General features: G+C 72.4%; 19 protein-coding genes. 12 read left to right on the top strand and 7 right to left on the bottom strand.

Annotated elements, in window-relative coordinates; genetic code table 11:
- Positions 1-40: 40 nt before the first annotated feature.
- Positions 41-703, top strand: coding sequence for a DUF5701 family protein (locus tag CO540_RS20425; protein WP_099163262.1), 663 nt, complete (start codon positions 41-43; stop codon positions 701-703).
- Between the two features lie 148 nt (positions 704-851).
- Positions 852-2,936, top strand: a complete 2,085-nt coding sequence (locus CO540_RS20420) for a carboxypeptidase-like regulatory domain-containing protein (RefSeq protein WP_099163261.1) — start codon at positions 852-854, stop codon at positions 2,934-2,936.
- 134 nt (positions 2,937-3,070) lie between these two features.
- On the opposite strand, the gene CO540_RS20415 is transcribed toward CO540_RS20420, so the two are convergent.
- Complete coding sequence (locus CO540_RS20415; protein ID WP_157779163.1) at positions 3,071-3,622, bottom strand: Uma2 family endonuclease; 552 nt, start codon at positions 3,620-3,622, stop codon at positions 3,071-3,073.
- Positions 3,623-3,846: 224 nt separating this feature from the next.
- Between CO540_RS20415 and CO540_RS20410 the strand changes: the two genes are divergently transcribed.
- Positions 3,847-4,248, top strand: a complete 402-nt coding sequence (locus tag CO540_RS20410) for a hypothetical protein (RefSeq protein ID WP_099164869.1) — start codon at positions 3,847-3,849, stop codon at positions 4,246-4,248.
- Entirely contained in the window at positions 4,248-5,888 is a 1,641-nt protein-coding gene (locus CO540_RS20405; RefSeq protein ID WP_099163259.1) for a cation acetate symporter, read from the top strand. Before CO540_RS20410 ends, CO540_RS20405 begins: the two co-directional genes overlap by 1 nt.
- A 47-nt stretch (positions 5,889-5,935) precedes the next feature.
- Here the strand turns inward: CO540_RS20405 and CO540_RS31030 are convergent, their stop codons facing one another.
- Together CO540_RS31030 and CO540_RS20395 are read right to left on the bottom strand one after the other, a co-directional pair.
- Entirely contained in the window at positions 5,936-6,784 is an 849-nt protein-coding gene (locus CO540_RS31030; RefSeq protein WP_253866099.1) for a hypothetical protein, read from the bottom strand.
- Positions 6,777-7,277, bottom strand: coding sequence for a SigE family RNA polymerase sigma factor (locus CO540_RS20395; protein ID WP_099163258.1), 501 nt, complete (start codon positions 7,275-7,277; stop codon positions 6,777-6,779). The genes CO540_RS31030 and CO540_RS20395 overlap by 8 nt, the downstream gene beginning before the upstream one ends.
- 152 nt (positions 7,278-7,429) lie before the next feature.
- Between CO540_RS20395 and CO540_RS20390 the strand changes: the two genes are divergently transcribed.
- The 3 genes from CO540_RS20390 to CO540_RS20380 are packed head-to-tail and all read left to right on the top strand — an operon-like array spanning position 7,430 to position 10,394.
- Positions 7,430-8,194, top strand: a complete 765-nt coding sequence (locus tag CO540_RS20390) for an ABC transporter ATP-binding protein (RefSeq protein ID WP_091576792.1) — start codon at positions 7,430-7,432, stop codon at positions 8,192-8,194.
- Positions 8,179-9,873 carry an ABC transporter permease gene (locus tag CO540_RS20385; RefSeq protein WP_099163257.1) on the top strand — a complete coding sequence of 565 codons (1,695 nt, stop codon included), beginning with the start codon at positions 8,179-8,181 and terminating at the stop codon, positions 9,871-9,873. Before CO540_RS20390 ends, CO540_RS20385 begins: the two co-directional genes overlap by 16 nt.
- On the top strand, positions 9,873-10,394 hold the full coding sequence (locus tag CO540_RS20380; RefSeq protein ID WP_099163256.1) for a type II toxin-antitoxin system RatA family toxin: 522 nt from the start codon (positions 9,873-9,875) through the stop codon (positions 10,392-10,394). Before CO540_RS20385 ends, CO540_RS20380 begins: the two co-directional genes overlap by 1 nt.
- On the opposite strand, the gene CO540_RS20375 is transcribed toward CO540_RS20380, so the two are convergent.
- Genes CO540_RS20375 through CO540_RS20360 form a run of 4 tightly spaced genes read right to left on the bottom strand, consistent with a single transcriptional unit; the run spans position 10,375 to position 12,175 of the window.
- Positions 10,375-10,905: a hypothetical protein gene (locus CO540_RS20375; protein ID WP_099163255.1), complete on the bottom strand. Its 531-nt coding sequence runs from the start codon at positions 10,903-10,905 to the stop codon at positions 10,375-10,377. The two genes, CO540_RS20380 and CO540_RS20375, sit on opposite strands and share 20 nt — an antisense overlap.
- A gap of 14 nt (positions 10,906-10,919) precedes the next feature.
- Positions 10,920-11,177 (bottom strand): hypothetical protein, encoded by a 258-nt coding sequence (locus CO540_RS20370; RefSeq protein ID WP_091568006.1) that lies wholly within the window; start codon positions 11,175-11,177, stop codon positions 10,920-10,922.
- Positions 11,178-11,195: 18 nt separating this feature from the next.
- A complete protein-coding gene (locus tag CO540_RS20365) occupies positions 11,196-11,393 on the bottom strand; it encodes a DUF397 domain-containing protein (RefSeq protein WP_099163254.1) in 198 nt (65 codons plus the stop codon).
- Entirely contained in the window at positions 11,390-12,175 is a 786-nt protein-coding gene (locus CO540_RS20360; protein WP_099163253.1) for a helix-turn-helix transcriptional regulator, read from the bottom strand. The genes CO540_RS20365 and CO540_RS20360 overlap by 4 nt, the downstream gene beginning before the upstream one ends.
- 253 nt (positions 12,176-12,428) lie before the next feature.
- On the opposite strand from CO540_RS20360, the gene CO540_RS20355 reads away from it, so the two are divergent.
- From CO540_RS20355 to CO540_RS20335, 5 genes are all read left to right on the top strand, one after another.
- Positions 12,429-13,169: a flavin reductase family protein gene (locus CO540_RS20355; RefSeq protein WP_099164867.1), complete on the top strand. Its 741-nt coding sequence runs from the start codon at positions 12,429-12,431 to the stop codon at positions 13,167-13,169.
- Positions 13,170-13,404: 235 nt separating this feature from the next.
- On the top strand, positions 13,405-13,773 hold the full coding sequence (locus CO540_RS20350) for a DUF485 domain-containing protein (RefSeq protein WP_099163252.1): 369 nt from the start codon (positions 13,405-13,407) through the stop codon (positions 13,771-13,773).
- Positions 13,751-15,424, top strand: a complete 1,674-nt coding sequence (locus CO540_RS20345) for a cation acetate symporter (RefSeq protein WP_099163251.1) — start codon at positions 13,751-13,753, stop codon at positions 15,422-15,424. Before CO540_RS20350 ends, CO540_RS20345 begins: the two co-directional genes overlap by 23 nt.
- A 70-nt stretch (positions 15,425-15,494) precedes the next feature.
- Positions 15,495-16,475, top strand: coding sequence for an NAD-dependent epimerase/dehydratase family protein (locus CO540_RS20340; RefSeq protein ID WP_099163250.1), 981 nt, complete (start codon positions 15,495-15,497; stop codon positions 16,473-16,475).
- A 74-nt stretch (positions 16,476-16,549) separates the two neighbouring features.
- Complete coding sequence (locus tag CO540_RS20335) at positions 16,550-17,782, top strand: LCP family protein (RefSeq protein WP_099163249.1); 1,233 nt, start codon at positions 16,550-16,552, stop codon at positions 17,780-17,782.
- Positions 17,783-17,913: the final 131 nt, after the last annotated feature.

Raw genomic sequence — 17,913 nt, 5'->3', positions numbered from 1 at the left:
GTACAATGTACGGCAGACGGTACGAGAGAGCGGAGAGCGCATGACCGATGACCGCTTCGACCCGGGCGCCGAATTCGACCGCCAGCTCGACCACCTGGTCCGGCTCGGTTACCCGGCCCTCGCCGGGCGCACCGAGGAGGCGTTCCGCACCCTGCTCAGCCCGCTGCGCGACGCGGCGGTCGCCGGCGCCGTCGGGTTGGCCGGCCCGACCGACGCGCGAGCGCCGTTCCTGCTGGTGACCACGCGGGAGCTGACACCGGTCCCGGAGCGGATCGCGCTCACCACACTCGCCGGCAGACGCAAGCCCGGCGTGCTGGACCGGAACTTCCCCGCCGACGACCTGCCCACGTTCCACCCGATCAAGGAGCTGGAGGTGCCGCCCGGGCCGGCGTACCTGCTCTTCGACGTGGACCGCGGCGAGGAGTACCGGAACCGGACACCGTCGGCCGCGCTGGAGGACATGACCGCGAAGGGCCGGCTGCCGATCACCATCGACGAGGGCCTGGCCTTCGTCACCCTGCGCCCGCAGGCGCTGGCCAGCAACCGGTGCTTCTCGCTGGTCGGCTCGCGCTGCGGCGACAAGCGGGTGCCGGCGCTCTGGATCAGCCAGGGCGCGCCGAAGCTCGGCTGGTGCTGGTTCGGCAACCCGCACACGTGGCTCGGCTCCGCCACCGCCCACCCGGTCCGGGTCGGCCTGGAGTGAGTCCACAGTCGATTCCGCCGGTACGGCTGATCGATGCCTGTCACACCTTGTCGCTATCCTTTCCGAGCCGATCCCGGACGGGGCGCGGGGGGCGGCGTGGGCGGAGCCTGCGTGGGGTCGCCCCGACCACTCTCACGTTGGGACGCAGATGCGCTTTGCCCTCGCACGTCGTGCCGCCACGGCGGCCGTCGTCACCGGCCTCCTGGTCCTGCCCGGGGTCACCCCGGCGCAGGCCGCGGAGACCAGCACGGTCAGCGGACGACTGACCACCAGCGCCGGCGCCGGTGCGGCCGACGCCCAGGTCGAGGTGTTCGACGCCGACAGCTACGCCACGGCGGGCTGGACCACCACCGACGGCGACGGCCGCTGGTCGGTGGGCGGTCTGGACGCCGGTCGCTACATCGTCGGCTTCCACCCGGTCGACCGCCCCGACCAGTACTACCGGCAGAAGGCCATGATCTGGGACGCCGACCCGGTGACGGTCGGCAGCGGCGAGAGCGTCACCGCCGACGACCAGCTCCGGGCCACCGGGCTGCTCACCGGGCGGATCACCGACACCGCCGGCGCACCCGTCGCCTGGCTGAGTGTCTTCGCCGACGAGTCCGAGAACTCCGAGCACGCCTACGGGTCGACCGACGAGGACGGCCGCTTCCGGATCGCCGCCGTCCCCGGCAGCTACACCCTCTCCTTCCGCCCGATCGAGGGCTCCTACCAGACCCAGTACGTTCCGGGGAAGCTCGACGAGGTCGACGCCGGCCGTTACCGGGTGACCGCCGACGAGGAGACCGTCGTCGACGAGACGGTGCTGCCCACCGGCAGCCTCACCGGCCGTTTCACCACCGCGGCCGGCGAGCCGCTCGCCTCCGCCCAGGTCGCGGTGAACACCGCCAACATGTACGGCGGGGTCGACACCCAGACCGGGGCCGACGGCACCTTCACCGTCCCGGCGCTGCTGGCCGGCTCCTACAAGGTGCGCTTCGAGGCCGGCGACCGGACGCAGTACTACCGCGGCAAGCTCGACTACACCGACGCGAACCTGGTGGTGGTGCGGGGTGGCCAGCGGACCCGGATCACCGACGCGCTGGTCGGTACCGGATCCGTGCGGATCCGTGCCGTCGACTCGGTCAGCGGCGCCCCGGTGACCGACTTCTGCGTCAACTCGGACGAGACGTGCAGCGGAGGCACCGGCGTCGTCACCCTCACCGGCCTGCCGCAGGGCCGGCACGACCTCTACCTCCACTCACCCGATTCCCTGCACTTCGCCCGCCAGCTCACCGGCGTCAAGGTGGTGGCCGGCCAGACCACCGAGGTCGCACCGAAGATGCGGCCGGGCGCGGCCATCAGCACCACCATCGTCGACCGGGCCACCGGACGGCCGGTGGCCGACGTCTGCCTCGACGCCTTCCTGCCCAAGCAGGCCAGGCTGGTGGACGGGCACGGCAACTGCAGCGACCAGGCCGGTCGGATCCGGGTGGGTCCGCTGGCCGCCGGCACCTACCGGCTCTTCGCCGACCCGGGCCAGACCGCCTACGGCCGGCAGTGGGTGGGCGCCGAGGGCGGCACCGGTGACGAGCGGCAGGCCGCCACCGTCGCCGCGACCGTCGGCACGGTGACGGCCGGGCCGCAGGTCCGGCTCGACCCGGCCGGCCGGATCACCGGCACGGTGACGGACGCGGCCACGGGCGAGCCGGCGAACTCGGTCGACGTCTCGGTGCTGACCGGTCACCCCGGTGTGGGTGTCAACGATGCCACCACCGACGAGCAGGGCCGGTACACGCTCGAGCGGCTCGGCCCGTACGACTGGCCGGTGGTGTTCGGCGCCCACCCGTACGCCCCCCACTGGTCCGGTGACGCGGTCAGCCGCTACACCGCCACGCCGGTGACGGTGACCGCCGGCGGCACGGCGACCCACGACACCACCATGCGGCCGGGCACCACGGTGACCGGCACGTTCACCGACCCGGACGGCGCGCCGTTCACCAGCGGCTGGGTCATCGCCCGCAGCGCCGACACCGGCGACATCGCCGGCGCCGGCTGGATGTCCGACGGGCGGTTCACCATGCGGGTCACCGGCAAGCAGCGCGTCTACTTCACCTACGACGTCAGGCTCGCCGACCAGGACTACTCCGGCCGCTACCTGGTGACCGGCCCGGACGGCACCCGCAAGCTGGGGCTGTTCGTCGTGCCGGCCACCGGCACGCTCACCGCGGACCTGGTGGTCCCGACCAGCTGATCCGGACGACCTCCGCGAGGGCCGGTCCGGTGGGACCGGCCCTCGCGGCGGCTCAGGGGGACGCCAGCAGGAACCGGTCCCAGGTGCGCCCCACCTGCCCACTCACGAGGCAGGAGGAAGGTTCCGGGCGACGCTCAGAAGATGTCGGCGATCGGCAGGACGAGCGGGAACGGCCGATCGGTGCGGTGCACGTCCGTCGCGGAGAGGACCGTCGCCTCGCGGTAGCCGGCACCGACGTGTTCCAGCACCGTCAGGGTCTGCTTGCGCGGCTCCACCAGCCAGTAGTGCGGAATGCCGGCCACGCCGTACTCGTGGCGCTTGAGCACCAGGTCACGCCCGGCGTTGCCGGGTGAGACGACCTCGACCACGAGCAGCACGTCCGCCGGAGCGAGCGCCGCGCCACCCCGTTCCAGCGCCTCCTCGTAGGCGACGAAGACGTCCGGCACGAAGTAGGACGAGCGCTTCGCGCTGACCCCGACGTCCTGCCCCACCAGCAGACCGGCCGGGGCCTGCCGATCGAGGAGCCTGCGGAGGCGGTTGGCGATCGCCCCGTGGCGGACGTCCGCGTGTGGGGACACGAGCAGGCTCCCGTCGAAGATCTCGTAGTCCTGGCCGTCCTGGGGGAGGTCCTGGAGGTCGTCCACCGTCCAGAAGTCACCGCTGCTGGGCCGTGCCGGGGTGGTCACTGTCACACCTCCTCTCTACCGGGTCACCCTGACATCCCGCTCGGTCGTCCACAACGACTCCCCGCTCATCCACCGGCTTGTCCACAGGTGTGGAGCGTTATCCACAGGTTGTGCACAGGGGCGGCCGACGTGCTCTTGACATTCGGGCGGAGCAGGCGAGACTGCCGGGGGTGACCGGAGCCGAGGAAGAGCGTCGGCCGGGGCGGCCCGTCGAGGCGGCCCCGGTGCCCGGCCCGCGCCCGCCGCGACCGGCCGACCCGCCGCGGCGGACCCGGATCGTGCTGGCCGAAGTGTCCCGGTCCGGCAGCCGGGCCGACCGCACCCGCTCCGAGCTGACCCAGCAGACCCGGGTCGGCGAGACGCTGGTGCAGGGGCTGATGCGGGCCCAGCTCTCGCTCGCGCTGCGGCTCAGCCTGCTGGTGCTGATCGGGCTGGGCGGGCTGCCCTGGCTGTTCGCCATCGCGCCGTCGGTCGGCCGGGTCACCGTGCTCGGGGTCAACCTGCCGTGGCTGCTGCTCGGCGTGGCCGCCTTCCCGTTCCTGATCGTGGTCGGGTGGGCGTACGTGCGGCTGGCCGAGCGCAACGAGCAGGACTTCGTCGACCTGGTGCACCGGCCGGAGCGCTGATGTCCAACGGCTATGTGGTCCCGGCGATCGTGGCGGTCACCCTGGTCACCGTCGGCATCGGCTTCTACGGGCTGCGGCTGGCCCGCACCACCTCCGACTTCCTGGTCGCCTCCCGGGCGGTCAGCCCCACCTGGAACGCCGCCGCGATCGGCGGCGAGTACCTGTCCGCGGCCAGCTTCCTGGGCGTCGCCGGGCTGATCCTCAAGTACGGCGTGGACGTGCTCTGGTACCCGGTCGGTTTCGCCGCCGGCTATCTGGCGCTGCTGCTGTTCGTGGCCGCGCCGCTGCGCCGGTCCGGCGCGTTCACCCTGCCCGACTTCTGCGAGGTGCGGCTCGGCTCGCGCCGGCTGCGCACCCTGGCCACCGTCTTCGTGATCTTCATCGGGTGGCTCTACCTGGTGCCGCAGTTGCAGGGCGCCGGGCTGACCCTGGCCACGCTGACCGGCGCGCCCTACGCCGTCGGCGCGCTCCTGGTCGCCGTGGTGGTGACCGCGAACGTGGCGCTGGGCGGGATGCGGGCGATCACCTTCGTCCAGGCCTTCCAGTACTGGTTGAAGCTCACCGCGCTCGCCGTACCCGCGATCTTCCTGGCCTTGCAGTGGCAGGCCGACGCCCGTCCGGCGGTGGCCCCGCCCGACGGGCCGACGTTCCGGACCGCGACCACCGTGGTGGTCGAGCACCGCGCCACGCTCACCCTGCCCGACGGCGACGTCCGGGAGGTACGCCCCGGCGACCGCCTCGACTTCGCCGCCGGTGACCCCGTGCCCGAGGTGTCCGGCGCGGCGACCGCCGCCGTCGACTGGCTGCTGCCGGACACCGCCGGCGACGACGACCGGAGCCTGTTCGCCACGTACTCGCTGATCCTGGCCACGTTCCTCGGCACCATGGGGCTGCCGCACGTGCTGGTCCGCTTCTACACCAACCCGGACGGCGCCGCCGCGCGCCGCACCACGCTGGTGGTGCTGGCCCTGGTCGGCGTCTTCTACCTGCTACCCACCATCTACGGCGTGCTGGGCCGGATCTACACCCCGCAGCTGCTGGTCACCGGGCAGACCGACGCGGTGGTGGTGCTGCTGCCCGGCGCGGCGCTGGGCGACGGCACCACCGGCCGGCTGCTCGCCGCGCTGGTCGCCGCCGGCGCGTTCGCGGCCTTCCTGTCCACCTCGTCCGGCCTGCTCACCAGCGTGGCGGGGGTGATCTCCACGGACGTCCTGGGCCGGGGCTCGGTACGCGGCTTCCGGATCGCCACGGTGATCGCCGGCGGGGTGCCGGCGGTGCTCGCGTTGAACGTCTCCGGGCTGGACGTCTCCCAGGTGGTCGGGTTGGCGTTCGCGGTGGCCGCGTCGAGCTTCTGCCCGCTGCTGGTGCTGGGCATCTGGTGGCGCGGCCTGACCGACCTGGGCGCCGCCGCCGGGGTGCTGGTCGGCGGCGGCGCGGCGATCGGCGCGGTGCTGCTCACCGTGCTCGGCCCGCCGCTGAGCGGCTGGCCCGCGACGCTGACCACCCAGCCGGCCGCGTGGACGGTGCCGCTGGCGTTCACCGTGATGGTGGTGGTCTCCATGGCCAGCCGACGGCGGCTGCCCCGCGACGTGGGCGCCACCATGCTCCGCCTGCACACCCCGGAGTCGCTGCGCCTGTGACGCGGGGCCGCCGCCCCCACCGGACGGCGGGGGCGGCGACCACGGGGTCAGCAGGCGTCGGTGCCGGCGCAGAGGCGGTCCGCCACCGACGAGGCGGTCCGGCGGGCCTCGGCCGGGGTCGTCTGGTGGTCGATCCGGAGTTGTGCCACCAGGTCGCCTCGGCGGACGACGAGCCACCGGCTGGGAGTCCCCTCTATCTCACTGCCCACCAGCAGGGCGTCGTCCCCGCCCAACGATTCGGCGAGGATCGTCAACGAGTCACCGGAGCGGGCCGGCGCACAGCCGGTGACCAGTTGGCGGACCCGCTGCATCACGGTGGCGGCGGACGTGCCCGAGTGCCGGGTCACCCGCTGCACGATCCAGTCGCTGGGCGAGTCGAACTGCACCGACCTGCTCGCCACCTGCCCCACCTGGAGCGACGGCGACTCGTTCCCGCAGTAGATGGTCACCGACTCCAGGGACCAGTCGCCGTCGACAGTCGTCGTCCTGGTGAAGCCGGTGGGCAGGTCGGCGAGTTGCAGCATCGCCGCGGCGGGGACCGCCCGGCTCGGCGGTCGGGCGGAGGGCGTGCCGCTGGTGGCGGCCGGCGCGGACGGGGTGGTGCGGCTCGGGCTCCCGCTCGGCGTCGGCTCGGCCGACCGGGAGGGGCTCGGCGTGGGCGTCGGCGTGGTGGGCTCGACGGTCGCCGGGGGCACCGGCGGTGCGGTCTTCTCCGGCGGGCCGGCGAACGCGACCACGCCGGTCGCGACGACGCCGACCGCGACCGCGGCGGCCAGGCCGGCGGCGATCCGGGTACGCCGGGCGCGCTGCCGGCCCCGGCGGCGCACCTGGTCGGTGGGAGCCCAGATGAGGTGCTCGGTGTCCTGGTAGAGGCCCGAGAAGATCGGATCAGGCATGGCGGACCTCCTCCGGGAGAGTCACGTCGAGGAGGGTGGCGAGGGCCCTGCGACCTCGGGAGAGGCGGGCCTTGACGGTGCCGGTCGGCACGCCGGTCTGCGCGGCGATCTCCGCGACCGACAGGTCGGCCAGGTGGTGCAGGACGATGGCCTCCCGCTGCTCCGCGGACAACTGCCGCAGCGCGGCGATCAGCGCGACCGTGTTCTCCGAGGGTGGACCGACCGCCGGTTGCGGGCCGTGCCGACGGTAGGCGACGACACTGTTGCGCATCTTCCGCCACCGGTTGACCAGGAGCCGGTGCCCGACGGTGCGCACCCACGCCTCCGGGTCGTCGTACGCGCTGACCTGCGACCAGCGCTGCCAGGCGCGCGCGTAGGCCTCCTGGGCGGCGTCCTGCGCCTCGCCGCGGTCGCCGCCGAGCGCGTACAGCACCGTGACGACCCGTTGCCTGCTGTTCCGGTAGAACTCCTCGAACGCACTGTCCGGATCCATCTCTCTCCCCGTTGCCGTCCCTGCGCCTGACACCCACCAGCGGGGGTGTCGGTTGCACCCGGTCCGTGATCCGACTCGTACCCCTCAGGTATGACGGGAAGATCGTCCTTCGGCCGGACTGCGCGGTGGCCGGCGCGGGCTACGGTCGGACCATGACCGATCAGCACCCGGCGCTCTCCCTGCGTGGCCTGGCCAAGCGGTTCGACACCAAGGTCGCGGTGGCGGGCGTCGACCTGGCCGTGCCGACCGGCTCGTTCTACGGCCTGCTCGGCCCGAACGGGGCCGGCAAGACCACGACCCTCTCCATGGCCGTCGGCCTGCTGCGGCCCGACGCCGGCGAGGCGCGGGTGCTCGGGTACGACGTCTGGGCCGATCCGGTACGCGCCAAGAGCCTGCTCGGCGTGATGCCGGACGGGGTCCGGCTCTTCGACCGGCTGAGCGGGGCGGAACTGCTGGCGTACCACGGGCTGCTGCGGGGCATGGACCCGAAGGTGGTCGACCAGCGCGCGGCGGAGCTGCTCGACGTGCTGGCGCTCTCCGACGCGGGCCGCACGCTGGTGGTCGACTACTCGGCCGGCATGAAGAAGAAGATCGGCCTGGCCTGCGCGCTGCTGCACGGCCCGCGCCTGCTGGTGCTCGACGAGCCGTTCGAGGCGGTCGACCCGGTGTCGGCGGCGCTGATCCGGGACATCCTGCACCGCTACGTGACCGGTGGCGGCACGGTGATCTTCTCCAGCCACGTGATGGAGGTGGTCGAGCGGCTCTGCTCCCACGTGGCCATCCTGGCCGACGGCCGGATCAAGCGGGTGGGCACGCTGGGCGAGGTGCGCGGCGACCGGTCGCTGGAGGAGGTCTTCGTCGAGGTGGTCGGCGGCCGGACCGCGACCGGTGAGGAGTTGTCGTGGCTGTCCCGGTGACCGCCGTCGAGCCGCCGGCCCGGGCCGTCTCGCCCCGGCACTTCGTCCGGCTCAAGCTGCGGGTGCTGGGCAACAACTTCCGCGGCCAGGCGTGGCGGATCGCGCTGTTCGTGCTGGGCGTCCTGTTCGGGCTCTGGTTCGCCGGGGTCGGGTTCTTCCTGCTGGCCGCGCCGGGCCTGGCCGGCGAGTCCCGGTACGCGCTGATGGCCGCCGCGTTCGGCGGCGGCGTGCTGACGCTCGGCTGGCTGCTCCTGCCCCTCGTCTTCTTCGGCGTGGACGAGACGCTGGACCCGGCCCGGTTCGCGCTGCTCCCGCTCTCCCGCCGCACCCTGGTCACCGGCCTGCTCGCCGCCGCGCTGGTGAGCGTGCCGGCACTGGCCACCGTGGTCACGGTGGCCGGGCTGGTGGTCACCGCCGGCGCGCTGGGCGGATGGTCGGCCGCGCTGGTCGGCGCGCTCGGGGCGCTCGGCGGGCTGCTGGTCTGCGTGGCCGGGGCGCGCGCGGTGACCAGCGCGTTCGCCACCATGCTGCGCTCCCGCCGGGTGCGGGACCTGGCCGCGGTGCTGCTCGCGGTGCTGGCCGCGTTGCTCGGGCCGTTGCAGCTGTTCGTGGTCGCCGCCGTGCAGCAGGCCGACTGGGACCGGTTGACCGGGGTGGCCCGGGTGGTCGGCTGGACGCCGTTCGGCGCGCCCTGGACCGCCGGCGTCGACGTGGCCGAGGGCCGGGCCGGCGCGGCGGTGGCGAAGCTGCTGATCACGGCCGCGACGCTCGGCGTACTCCTGCTCTGGTGGTCGCGGTCGCTGGAGTCGGCGATGGTGGGCGCGGCGAGCGCCGGGCCGGCCCGCGCGCCGCGGGGTGCGGTCGGCGGCGCGGTCGCGCAGCTCTTTCCCCGTGCGGTCGGCTGGACCCGGCGGGACCGGTTCGGCGCGCTGGTCGCCCGGGAGTGCCGCTACTGGTGGCGGGACGCCCGGCGGCGGGCCAACCTGATCACGGTCGCGGTGGTCGGCGTGTTCGTGCCGGTGATGGTCAACCTCGGCGGGGCCAGCTTCGTGGTCGAGGGCGGCGCGGCGTTCGGCGAGGCCACCGCCGACGCGAGCCCCGTGCTGGTCAGCCTCTCCATGGTCTTCGTCGGGGTGCTCGCGTCGGTGACGCTGGCCAACCAGTTCGGCTTCGACGGCAGCGGGTACGCGGCGAACGTGGTGGCCGGCGTGCCGGGGCGGGTGGAGCTGCGCGCCCGGATGGTCGCGTTCTCGCTCTACGTGGTGCCGATCCTGGTCGTGGTCGCGGCCGTGCTGGCTCTGGTGCTGGGGCGCCCGCAGTGGCTCGGCGTGATGGCCGGCGGGCTGTTCGCCGCGTACGGGTGCGGGTTGGCGATCAACGGGTTCATCTCGGTGCTGGGTGCCTACTCGCTGCCGGAGACGAGCAACCCGTTCGCCATGAACACCGGCGCGGGGATCGCGAAGAGCATGTTCACGCTGCTCTCCATGGTCGCCTCGACGGTGGCGGCGGTGCCGTTCGTGGTGGCCGCCGCGCTGCTCGGCGACGTCTGGCTCTGGCTGGCGCTGCCGCTCGGCCTGGCGTACGGGGCGGGGGCGGCGCTGCTCGGCGCGTACCTGGCCGGGGATGCGCTCGACCGCCGGCAGCCGGAGCTGCTGGCCGCGGTCACGCCGAGGCGCTGATGCCGGTCGTCGAGGCGGTCACCACGGTTCCGGTCCCGCCGGACCTGGCCTTCGCCGTCTCCCAGACCGTGGCCCCGGTCCGCTACCGCTGGGACCCGTTCGTGCGGGAGCAGCACTTCGTCGACGGGGCGACCCGGCCGGGCCGGGGCGTGCGGACGTACACCCGCTCCCGGCACGGCCTGGTCATGGTCAGCGAGTACGTCTCCTGGGCGCCACCGACGAACGTCGGCATGAAGATGGTGCGGGGGCCGTGGTTCTTCGAGCGGTTCGGCGGCGGGTGGCGCTTCGCGCCCGGACCGGACCCCGGCACCACGGTCGCCACCTGGCGCTACAACTTCCGCTGCCGGCCGGCGTTCCTCCGCCCGGTGGCCGACCGGATCGGCGTCTGGCTGCTCGGTCGGGACATCCGCCGCCGGATCGCCGGGTACGCGGCCGGCTGCGCCGACCCGGAGGTGCTGGCCGCCGCCCGCCGCGCGCTCGCCGACCCAGGGCCGGGGCCGGTCAGGGCCGGCGAGGGCTGACGACGCCGTCCTGCCAGTGGGGGGCGCGGCCACCCGCTCCGCCCAACCACACCGACAGCGGACCCTGGTTCCGACCCATCGACCGACGCATGGCGTTGACCAGGTCCAGTTGCGCCCGGGCCGGCGCGGCCATCGCCCGCTCGAACTGCTCCTGGGACAGCGGCGCGGTGGTGGTGTCCACCGCCGTGGTGTCCAGGAGCACCTGTACCGCCTGACCGAACCTGTCGATCTCGGTGGCCACCGAGATCGGGGCGACGAGGCTGGCCGACATCAAGGCGGCGCTCCACGCCCCCCAGTCGTAGTCCCAACCCGTACGTCCCAGGTGGGCGCGACGCAGGATCATCGTGAACGTGGCGTACTCCCGCAGCAGGTCCTGGTAGGCCACGAGCTGCCGGTCCCGTAACCAGTGCCGGTCCTGGGCGCGGCGGGTGAGCATCCCGCCGGCGAGCACGCCGACGGTCGCCGAGAGCGCGCCGCCGATGGTGGTGACGGCGATCTCCAGCAGTGCCACGGAGCCTCCCGGGCTCAGGTGGTGCGGCGCACGGCCGCGTAGACGTGGTGGCCGTCGCCGACGCTGAGCACGTTGACCAGTTCCCAGCCGTAGTTCGACAGGTGCTCCACCGCCTCCATGAGCGGCGGGAACCCGCTGCTGCCCCACTTGTGCCGGGCGATGACCATCAGGTGCTTGTACGGGTAGGCGCGCAGGTCGACCTGCCCGCCGAGGACGGCCTCGGCGGTGACCACCCGGTCCTGGGCGAGCTTCTGCGGTGGGACGAGAGCCATGCCGGCAGGGTAGGCCGATCAGTCCAGCTTCGCCCGCCGCAGGTGCGCGACCAGGGACCGCCAGGTGTCGGCGGTGAGGGTGAGGGTCGTGCCGGATCGGTCCTTGCTGTCCCGGACCAGCACCACGCCGGGGAGGTTGTCCGCCACCTCGACACAGTTGCCGCCCGAGTCGGTCGATCGGGACGACGTGCGCCAGCAGGGCTCGTCGGAGGTCATGGCGTCACCTTCAACTTCCGGACCAGATCCAGGGATGCTCCTGTGGACAGCGATTCGCCGAGGAGGCTATCCCACTTCCGCTCGATCAAGCCGATTGTCTCCGGGTCGTCGACCACGTGTCCCCGCGCGGCATTCTCCAGGTAGAGCACCCGCTCGGAGTCCGCCAACTCGGCCAGCACGAAACCACCACCGAGGCCAGCGTGCTCCCCGACCGCCAACGGCACGACGTGAAGTCGCACAGCCGGAAGCTCGGCGAGTTCCAGCAACCGGGCGAGCTGTCGGTCGAGTACCGCCGGTCCACCGACCGGCCTCCGGACCGCAGTCTCGTCCAGGAGAAAGACGCAGTGCGGCGGTGCTTCCCGGTGCAGCAGTCGCTGCCGTTCCATCCGCAGGGCCACCAACTCCTCGATCACGGCCGGTGGGTGCAGACCGCCGGTGGAGACAACGGCGCGGGCGTACTCCTCGGTCTGGAGCAGACCCGGAACCAGGCACGCCTCGAACGCGCGCAGCCTGACCGCCTGCTGCTCGTATCCCCGCCACGGCACGAACCACGACGGACCGCGCTCCTGATCGGCGGCCTTGAGCAGTTGCGCGAGGAGACCGCCGGTGGTGAGGGCCTGGTCGGCGGCGACCGCGAACTCCATGGTCGGCCGGCGGCGGCCGGTCTCGATCGCGGCGACCGTCGACGGGCTCCAGCGAATGGTGGCCGCCAGCGCCTCCTGGGAGACGTCGGCCCCGGCCCGGGCGGCCTTCAACGCCCGGATCCACACCTCGATGCTCATCCTTACCTCTCCGGTAAGTACGTGACCGCGCTGCGTAGTAAGCCCTGGAATCCTCCCTCGCCGACACGGCCGAGTCCAGGGTGGAGGCACGCGGCCCGGCCGGTGGAGGCGACGACCCGGCGGCCGGTCCTGCGCCGGGTCGTCGCGACCACTCCCGGCCGGGGCGACCCCTTCCGGGAGGACGCCGATGCGGAACGAGCGCGGACGAACGAGGTACGGCTCCAGCCCCGTGCGGAGTCGGGGGCACCTGCCGATGCGGCCGGCGTGGCGGTGCCGGGCGTGCGGGGCGCCCTGGCCCTGCCAGCCGGCGCGGCTCGAGCTGCTGGTCGAGTTCCGGGGCGACCGGACGGCGTTGCTGTTCCACCTGGGCGGGCTGCTGGCCGAGGCGAACGCGCAGCTCACCGATGCCACCGACCTGCACCGGCGCTTCCTGGGCTGGGCCCGGGTCCGGGGCGGCACAATGTTTCACGTGAATCATGAGCCGGGTGCCGAGATCCACCACACCGATCCGTTCGCGGTGCCGGCCGGGCAGCGCTCGCCGGTACGCCGACTGCGCGGGCGGCTGGCCGCCCCGGTGACGCTCTGGACCGCGCCCGGCCCGGCCGGGCTGACCGTCTCGTCCACGCTGGTGGCCGAGGGGGAGCCGGACAAGCTGCTCGGCCTGGTCGACCCGGAGTCGGACCTGTGGGCGGCGGTCGAGGAGGCCGGGCGGTTCGCGGTCACACCGCTGGGTCCGCACCACCGGCAGCTCGCCGACCGGTTCGCCGGCCTGTTCCCGTCGCCCGGCGGACTGTTCGCGCTCGACGCGTGGACCGACACCCCGTACGGGCCGGTGCCGGCGGACGCCGGCGGCTGGGCCGGGTGTCGGCTCGACACCGCCCGGGAGTACGGCTGGGGCCTCCTGGTCGAGGCCACCATCGAGGCGGTGGACCTCCCCCAGGACACCCCACCCCTGCTGCACTACCGAGGCCGCTACCACGACCTGACCGACTAACCTCACCTCGTCGATCATGAAGTTGGCGGCGAAAAATCGGGCAACCGCCACTGCCAACTTCATGATCGACGCGGAAGGGGTGGACCGGTTAGCGGAGTGACGTGGGTCACTGGGCGCAGCGGGAGTGCCGTTCGGCGCAGGTGTCTGCCGGGGGTCGACCGGGCCTTTCCGGGCTGGGAGCGCGCTCTCTACCGTGCGCGAAACTCCCCACGCCTGCGAAGGTGGTGATCCACAGATGTCCACGGACACACCCGCGTCCGCACCCTCCGAGTCGACGGCGGACCGGTACCTCGCCGTCCAACGATCGGACGAGTTCGCCGGGTTGCGGCGCACGCTGCGCGGCTTCATCTTCCCGATGACCGTCGCGTTCTTCCTGTGGTACGCGCTCTACGTCATCCTCTCCGCGTACGCGCGGGGATTCATGGGCACGAAGTTGATCGGCAACATCAACGTCGCCCTCGTCTTCGGCCTGCTCCAGTTCGTCTCGACGTTCGTCATCGCCTGGCTCTACTCGCGGTTCGCCAACCGGCGGATCGACCCGGTCGCCGACCGGATCCGGGCCGAGATGGGGGAGGTGACCCATGAACACGGTCCTCGCGGCTGAGGCGGGCAGCACCACCGCCCGGAACCTCACCATCACGCTGTTCCTGGTGTTCGTGGCGATCACGCTCGCGATCACCGTCTGGGCCAGCCGGCAGACCAAGACCGCCACCGACTTCTACGCCGGCGGCCGGTCCTTCTCCGGCTTCCAGAACGGCATGGCGATCGGCGGCGACTACATGTCGGCGGCGTCCTTCCTGGGCATCGCCGGCATCATCGCCCTCTACGGGTACGACGGCTTCCTCTACTCGATCGGCTTCCTGGTCGCCTGGCTGGTGGCGCTGCTGCTCGTGGCCGAGCTGCTGCGCAACTCCGGCCGGTACACGATGGCGGACGTGCTGGCGTTCCGGATGCGGCAGCGGCCGGTCCGGACCGCGGCGGCGGTCTCCACCATCACCGTGTCGATCTTCTACCTGCTGGCCCAGATGGTCGGCGCCGGCGCACTGGTGGCCCTGCTCCTGGGCATCAAGCCCGGCACCACGTTCCTCGGCATGGACGCCGACACCGCGAAGGTCGCCACCATCATCCTGGTCGGCGCCCTGATGATCATCTACGTCACGGTGGGCGGCATGAAGGGCACCACCTACGTGCAGATCGTCAAGGCGTTCCTGCTGATGAGCGGCGCGCTGGTGATGACGCTGCTGGTGCTCGCCAAGTACAAGTTCAACCTCTCCTCGCTGCTCGGCGACGCGGCCGACGCCTCGGGCAAGGGGGCGGCGTTCCTCGAACCCGGATTGCGCTACGGCGTGGAGACACCCGGCGACGCACTGAAGACGTTCTACAGCAAGATGGACCTGCTCTCGCTGGGCATCGCGCTGGTGCTCGGCACGGCCGGCCTGCCGCACATCCTGATCCGCTTCTACACCGTGCCGACCGCACGGGCGGCCCGCAAGAGCGTGCTCTGGGCGATCGGCATCATCGGCAGCTTCTACCTGCTCACGCTGGCCCTCGGCTTCGGCGCGGCGGCAATCGTCGGCGGCCAGGCGATCACCGCGCAGGACAAGGCCGGCAACACGGCCGCGCCGCAGCTCGCCGAGGCGCTGGGCGTGGACTTCCTCGGCGGGAGCCTGGGCGGCGCGACACTGCTGGCGATCATCGCGGCGGTCGCGTTCGCCACGATCCTCGCCGTGGTCGCCGGACTGACCCTGGCGTCGTCGTCCAGCCTGGCGCACGACTTCTACGCGAACGTGATGAAGAACGGTCAGGCGTCGGAACGGCAGGAGGTGACCGTCGCCCGGATCTCCGCACTGGTGATCGGCGCCGTGTCGATCGTCCTGTCGATCTTCGCGCAGAGCCTGAACGTGGCGTTCCTGGTGGCGTTGGCGTTCGCGGTCGCCGCCTCCGGCAACCTGCCGGCGATCCTCTACAGCCTGTTCTGGAAGCGGTTCAACACCTCGGGCGCGGTCTGGGCGATCTACGGCGGCCTCGTCTCCGCGGTGCTGCTGGTCTTCTTCTCCCCGGTCGTCTCCGGGGCACCGACGGCCATGTTCCCGGACCACGACTGGCACTGGTTCCCGCTGTCCAACCCGGGCATCATCTCGATCCCGATCGGCTTCCTGTGCGGCTGGCTCGGCACGATCCTGTCCAAGGAGAGCGACGACGACAAGTACGCCGAACTGGAGGTGCGCTCGCTGACCGGCGCCGGCGCCCACTGATCGGCATGCTGGACCGGAGGGACCCCCGTCCTGGGCGGGGGTCCCTCCTCACCTGTATAGGCTGGCCGGCATGAAGGTCGCTCCCCGCTTCGGTGCCGGACACCGCATCCTCGTCACCGGCGGCGCCGGTTTCGTCCCGTCCCACCTGGTCGACCGGCTGGTCGAGCGCGGCTGCTCGGTGGTGGTGCTGGACAACTTCGTCACCGGCTCCAAGGACAACCTGGTCCATCTGCTGGAGAAGCCGACCTTCACGCTGGTCGAGGCGGACATCTCGGACGGCCTGCCGACCCACCACCCGGCGGTGGCCGAGCGGTTCGACGCGATCCTGCACATGGCGTCGCCGGCCAGTCCCACCGACTTCGAGAAGCTGCCGGTGGAGATCCTCCGGGTCGGCTCGGTGGCCACGCTGGCGCTGCTGGAGCGGGCCACCGCCGACGGTGCCCGGTTCCTGATGGCCTCCACCTCGGAGGCGTACGGGGACCCGAAGGAGCACCCGCAGCGCGAGACGTACTGGGGCAACGTCAACCCGATCGGCATCCGGAGCGTCTACGACGAGGCGAAGCGCTTCTCGGAGGCGGCCACCATGGCGTACCACCGCAGCCGGGGCACCGACACCGCGATCGTGCGGATCTTCAACACGTACGGCCCGCGGATGCGCCCGGACGACGGCCGCGCGATCCCGACCTTCATCTCCCAGGCGCTGCGCGGCGACCCGATCACGGTGCACGGCACCGGCAACCAGACGCGCTCGATCTGCTACGTCGACGACCTGGTACGCGGCATCCTGCTGCTGCTCGACTCGACCGAGACCGGCCCGATCAACTGCGGCACCGAGCACGAGATGTCGATGCGGCAACTGGCCGAGACGATCGTGTCACTCACCGGAAGCACATCTGAGGTGAGCTACATCACTCGCGCCTCGGACGACCCGGAGATGCGCCGGCCCGATCTGACGCTCGCCCGCGAGCTGCTGGGATACGAGCCGACCGTGACGCCCGAAGACGGCCTCCGACGCACGATCGAGTACTTCCGCGGGCGGCTAGGGTACTGAACCCGGCTGGCAACCGGCTGACACCGGTGCGCGCCTGAGGGTGAGGGTGGCCGGGCCGACCTACCCTCGGTTACATGTCAGCGACCTCGTCTGCCGGCGCTCCGCTCCCGCGTCCCCTGAACCGCGGTGCGGGCCGCGCCCAGGTTCCCGGCCCCGGCCGGAGCACCGCCGCGCGCGCCCGTGCCACGGATGCCCGCTGGTACCCCTCGGCCGACGAGGCGCCCCGCTCGGGCGGCCCCGGCGGGCCGGTGGGACCCACCGGGCCGGGCGGACCAGGTGACGGGCCGGGCGGGCCGGGTCGACGCGGTCCCCGCCCGCGCTGGGGCCGGATCGGCCTGGTCGCCGGCATCGCGGTGCTCGTGCTGGCGCTGCTCGGCGGCGTCGGCGCCTGGCTCTACGCCCGCAATCTCGACGGCGACCTGGCCCGGACCGACCCGTTCTCCGAGATCACCGGCGGACGGCCGGCGAAGCAGGTCGACGGCGCGCTGAACATCCTGCTCGTGGGCAGCGACTCCCGGGACCCGGACGCCCCGGTCGACGGCGCCGGCAAGTGGCGCGCGGACACCGTGATCGTCATGCACATCCCGGCCGACCACAAGAGCGCCTACCTGGTCTCCATTCCGCGCGACCTGTACGTGCCGATCCCGGAGAACGCGGGCGCGACCTGCGACTCCGGCTCGCGTAACAAGATCAACGCGGCGTTCGCGTTCGGCGGCCTCCCGCTCGCGGTGAAGACCGTGGAGTGCTTCACCGACGTACGGATCGACCACGTCATGGCGATCGACTTCGCCGGCTTCAAGGACGTCACCGACGCCCTGGGCGGGGTCGACCTCAAGGTGGAGCGGACGATCACCTCGATCCACAAGCCGTACCGGACGTTCACCAAGGGCGTGAACCACATGAACGGCGCCGAGGCGCTGGACTGGGTCCGGCAGCGCAAGCAGTTCCCCGACGGCGACTTCGCCCGGATGCGCCACCAGCAGGAGTTCCTCAAGGCGCTGATGGACAAGGCGGCGAGCACCGGGACGCTGAGCAACCCGAAGAAGCTGAACGACTTCCTCCAGGCGGTCACCGCCGCCGTCACGGTCGACCAGGGGTTCTCGTTGACCGACATGGCGGTGCAGTTCCGCAGCCTGCGCGGCGAGAACCTGACGTTCGTCACCAGCCCCAACCTGGGCGGCCAGACCATCGACGGCCAGTCGGTGGTGGTTTCCGACCGGGAGAAGGCGCTGGCGATGTACCAGGCGATCGTCGGGGACAAGATGGCCGAGTGGATGCGGGCCAACCAGAAGAGCGCGGGCGACTGACCCCCACCGTGCGGCGCCACACCGGCCAACCGTCGTCCGGTCGCTCTCCCTCGCCCGTTCGGCTACAACTCGGGGAGATCGGCCGGTATTGACGGGAATAGCCGCCTCAGGAGGTCGCGAGAACGGGAACA

The organism is Micromonospora sp. WMMA2032 (genome assembly GCF_002688545.1).
In the GTDB taxonomy this organism is placed as follows: Bacteria; Actinomycetota; Actinomycetes; order Mycobacteriales; family Micromonosporaceae; genus Micromonospora; species Micromonospora sediminicola.
The sequence above is the reverse complement of the archived record's forward strand: the minus strand, read 5'-3'. Positions and strand labels throughout refer to the sequence as shown.

What these genes read in the sequence shown, in the direction of transcription:
- CO540_RS20370 (WP_091568006.1), bottom strand. Translation starts at nt 11,177, where the DNA reads ATGGCTCTCGTCCCACCGCAGAAGCTCGCCCAGGACCGGGTGGTCACC.
- CO540_RS20355 (WP_099164867.1), top strand. Translation starts at nt 12,429, where the DNA reads ATGCGGCCGGCGTGGCGGTGCCGGGCGTGCGGGGCGCCCTGGCCCTGC.
- CO540_RS20350 (WP_099163252.1), top strand. Translation starts at nt 13,405, where the DNA reads ATGTCCACGGACACACCCGCGTCCGCACCCTCCGAGTCGACGGCGGAC.
- CO540_RS20365 (WP_099163254.1), bottom strand. Translation starts at nt 11,393, where the DNA reads ATGACCTCCGACGAGCCCTGCTGGCGCACGTCGTCCCGATCGACCGAC.
- CO540_RS20380 (WP_099163256.1), top strand. Translation starts at nt 9,873, where the DNA reads ATGCCGGTCGTCGAGGCGGTCACCACGGTTCCGGTCCCGCCGGACCTG.
- CO540_RS20335 (WP_099163249.1), top strand. Translation starts at nt 16,550, where the DNA reads ATGTCAGCGACCTCGTCTGCCGGCGCTCCGCTCCCGCGTCCCCTGAAC.
- CO540_RS20345 (WP_099163251.1), top strand. Translation starts at nt 13,751, where the DNA reads ATGAACACGGTCCTCGCGGCTGAGGCGGGCAGCACCACCGCCCGGAAC.
- CO540_RS20360 (WP_099163253.1), bottom strand. Translation starts at nt 12,175, where the DNA reads ATGAGCATCGAGGTGTGGATCCGGGCGTTGAAGGCCGCCCGGGCCGGG.
- CO540_RS20340 (WP_099163250.1), top strand. Translation starts at nt 15,495, where the DNA reads ATGAAGGTCGCTCCCCGCTTCGGTGCCGGACACCGCATCCTCGTCACC.
- CO540_RS20390 (WP_091576792.1), top strand. Translation starts at nt 7,430, where the DNA reads ATGACCGATCAGCACCCGGCGCTCTCCCTGCGTGGCCTGGCCAAGCGG.
- CO540_RS20425 (WP_099163262.1), top strand. Translation starts at nt 41, where the DNA reads ATGACCGATGACCGCTTCGACCCGGGCGCCGAATTCGACCGCCAGCTC.
- CO540_RS20405 (WP_099163259.1), top strand. Translation starts at nt 4,248, where the DNA reads ATGTCCAACGGCTATGTGGTCCCGGCGATCGTGGCGGTCACCCTGGTC.
- CO540_RS20395 (WP_099163258.1), bottom strand. Translation starts at nt 7,277, where the DNA reads ATGGATCCGGACAGTGCGTTCGAGGAGTTCTACCGGAACAGCAGGCAA.
- CO540_RS31030 (WP_253866099.1), bottom strand. Translation starts at nt 6,784, where the DNA reads ATGCCTGATCCGATCTTCTCGGGCCTCTACCAGGACACCGAGCACCTC.
- CO540_RS20420 (WP_099163261.1), top strand. Translation starts at nt 852, where the DNA reads ATGCGCTTTGCCCTCGCACGTCGTGCCGCCACGGCGGCCGTCGTCACC.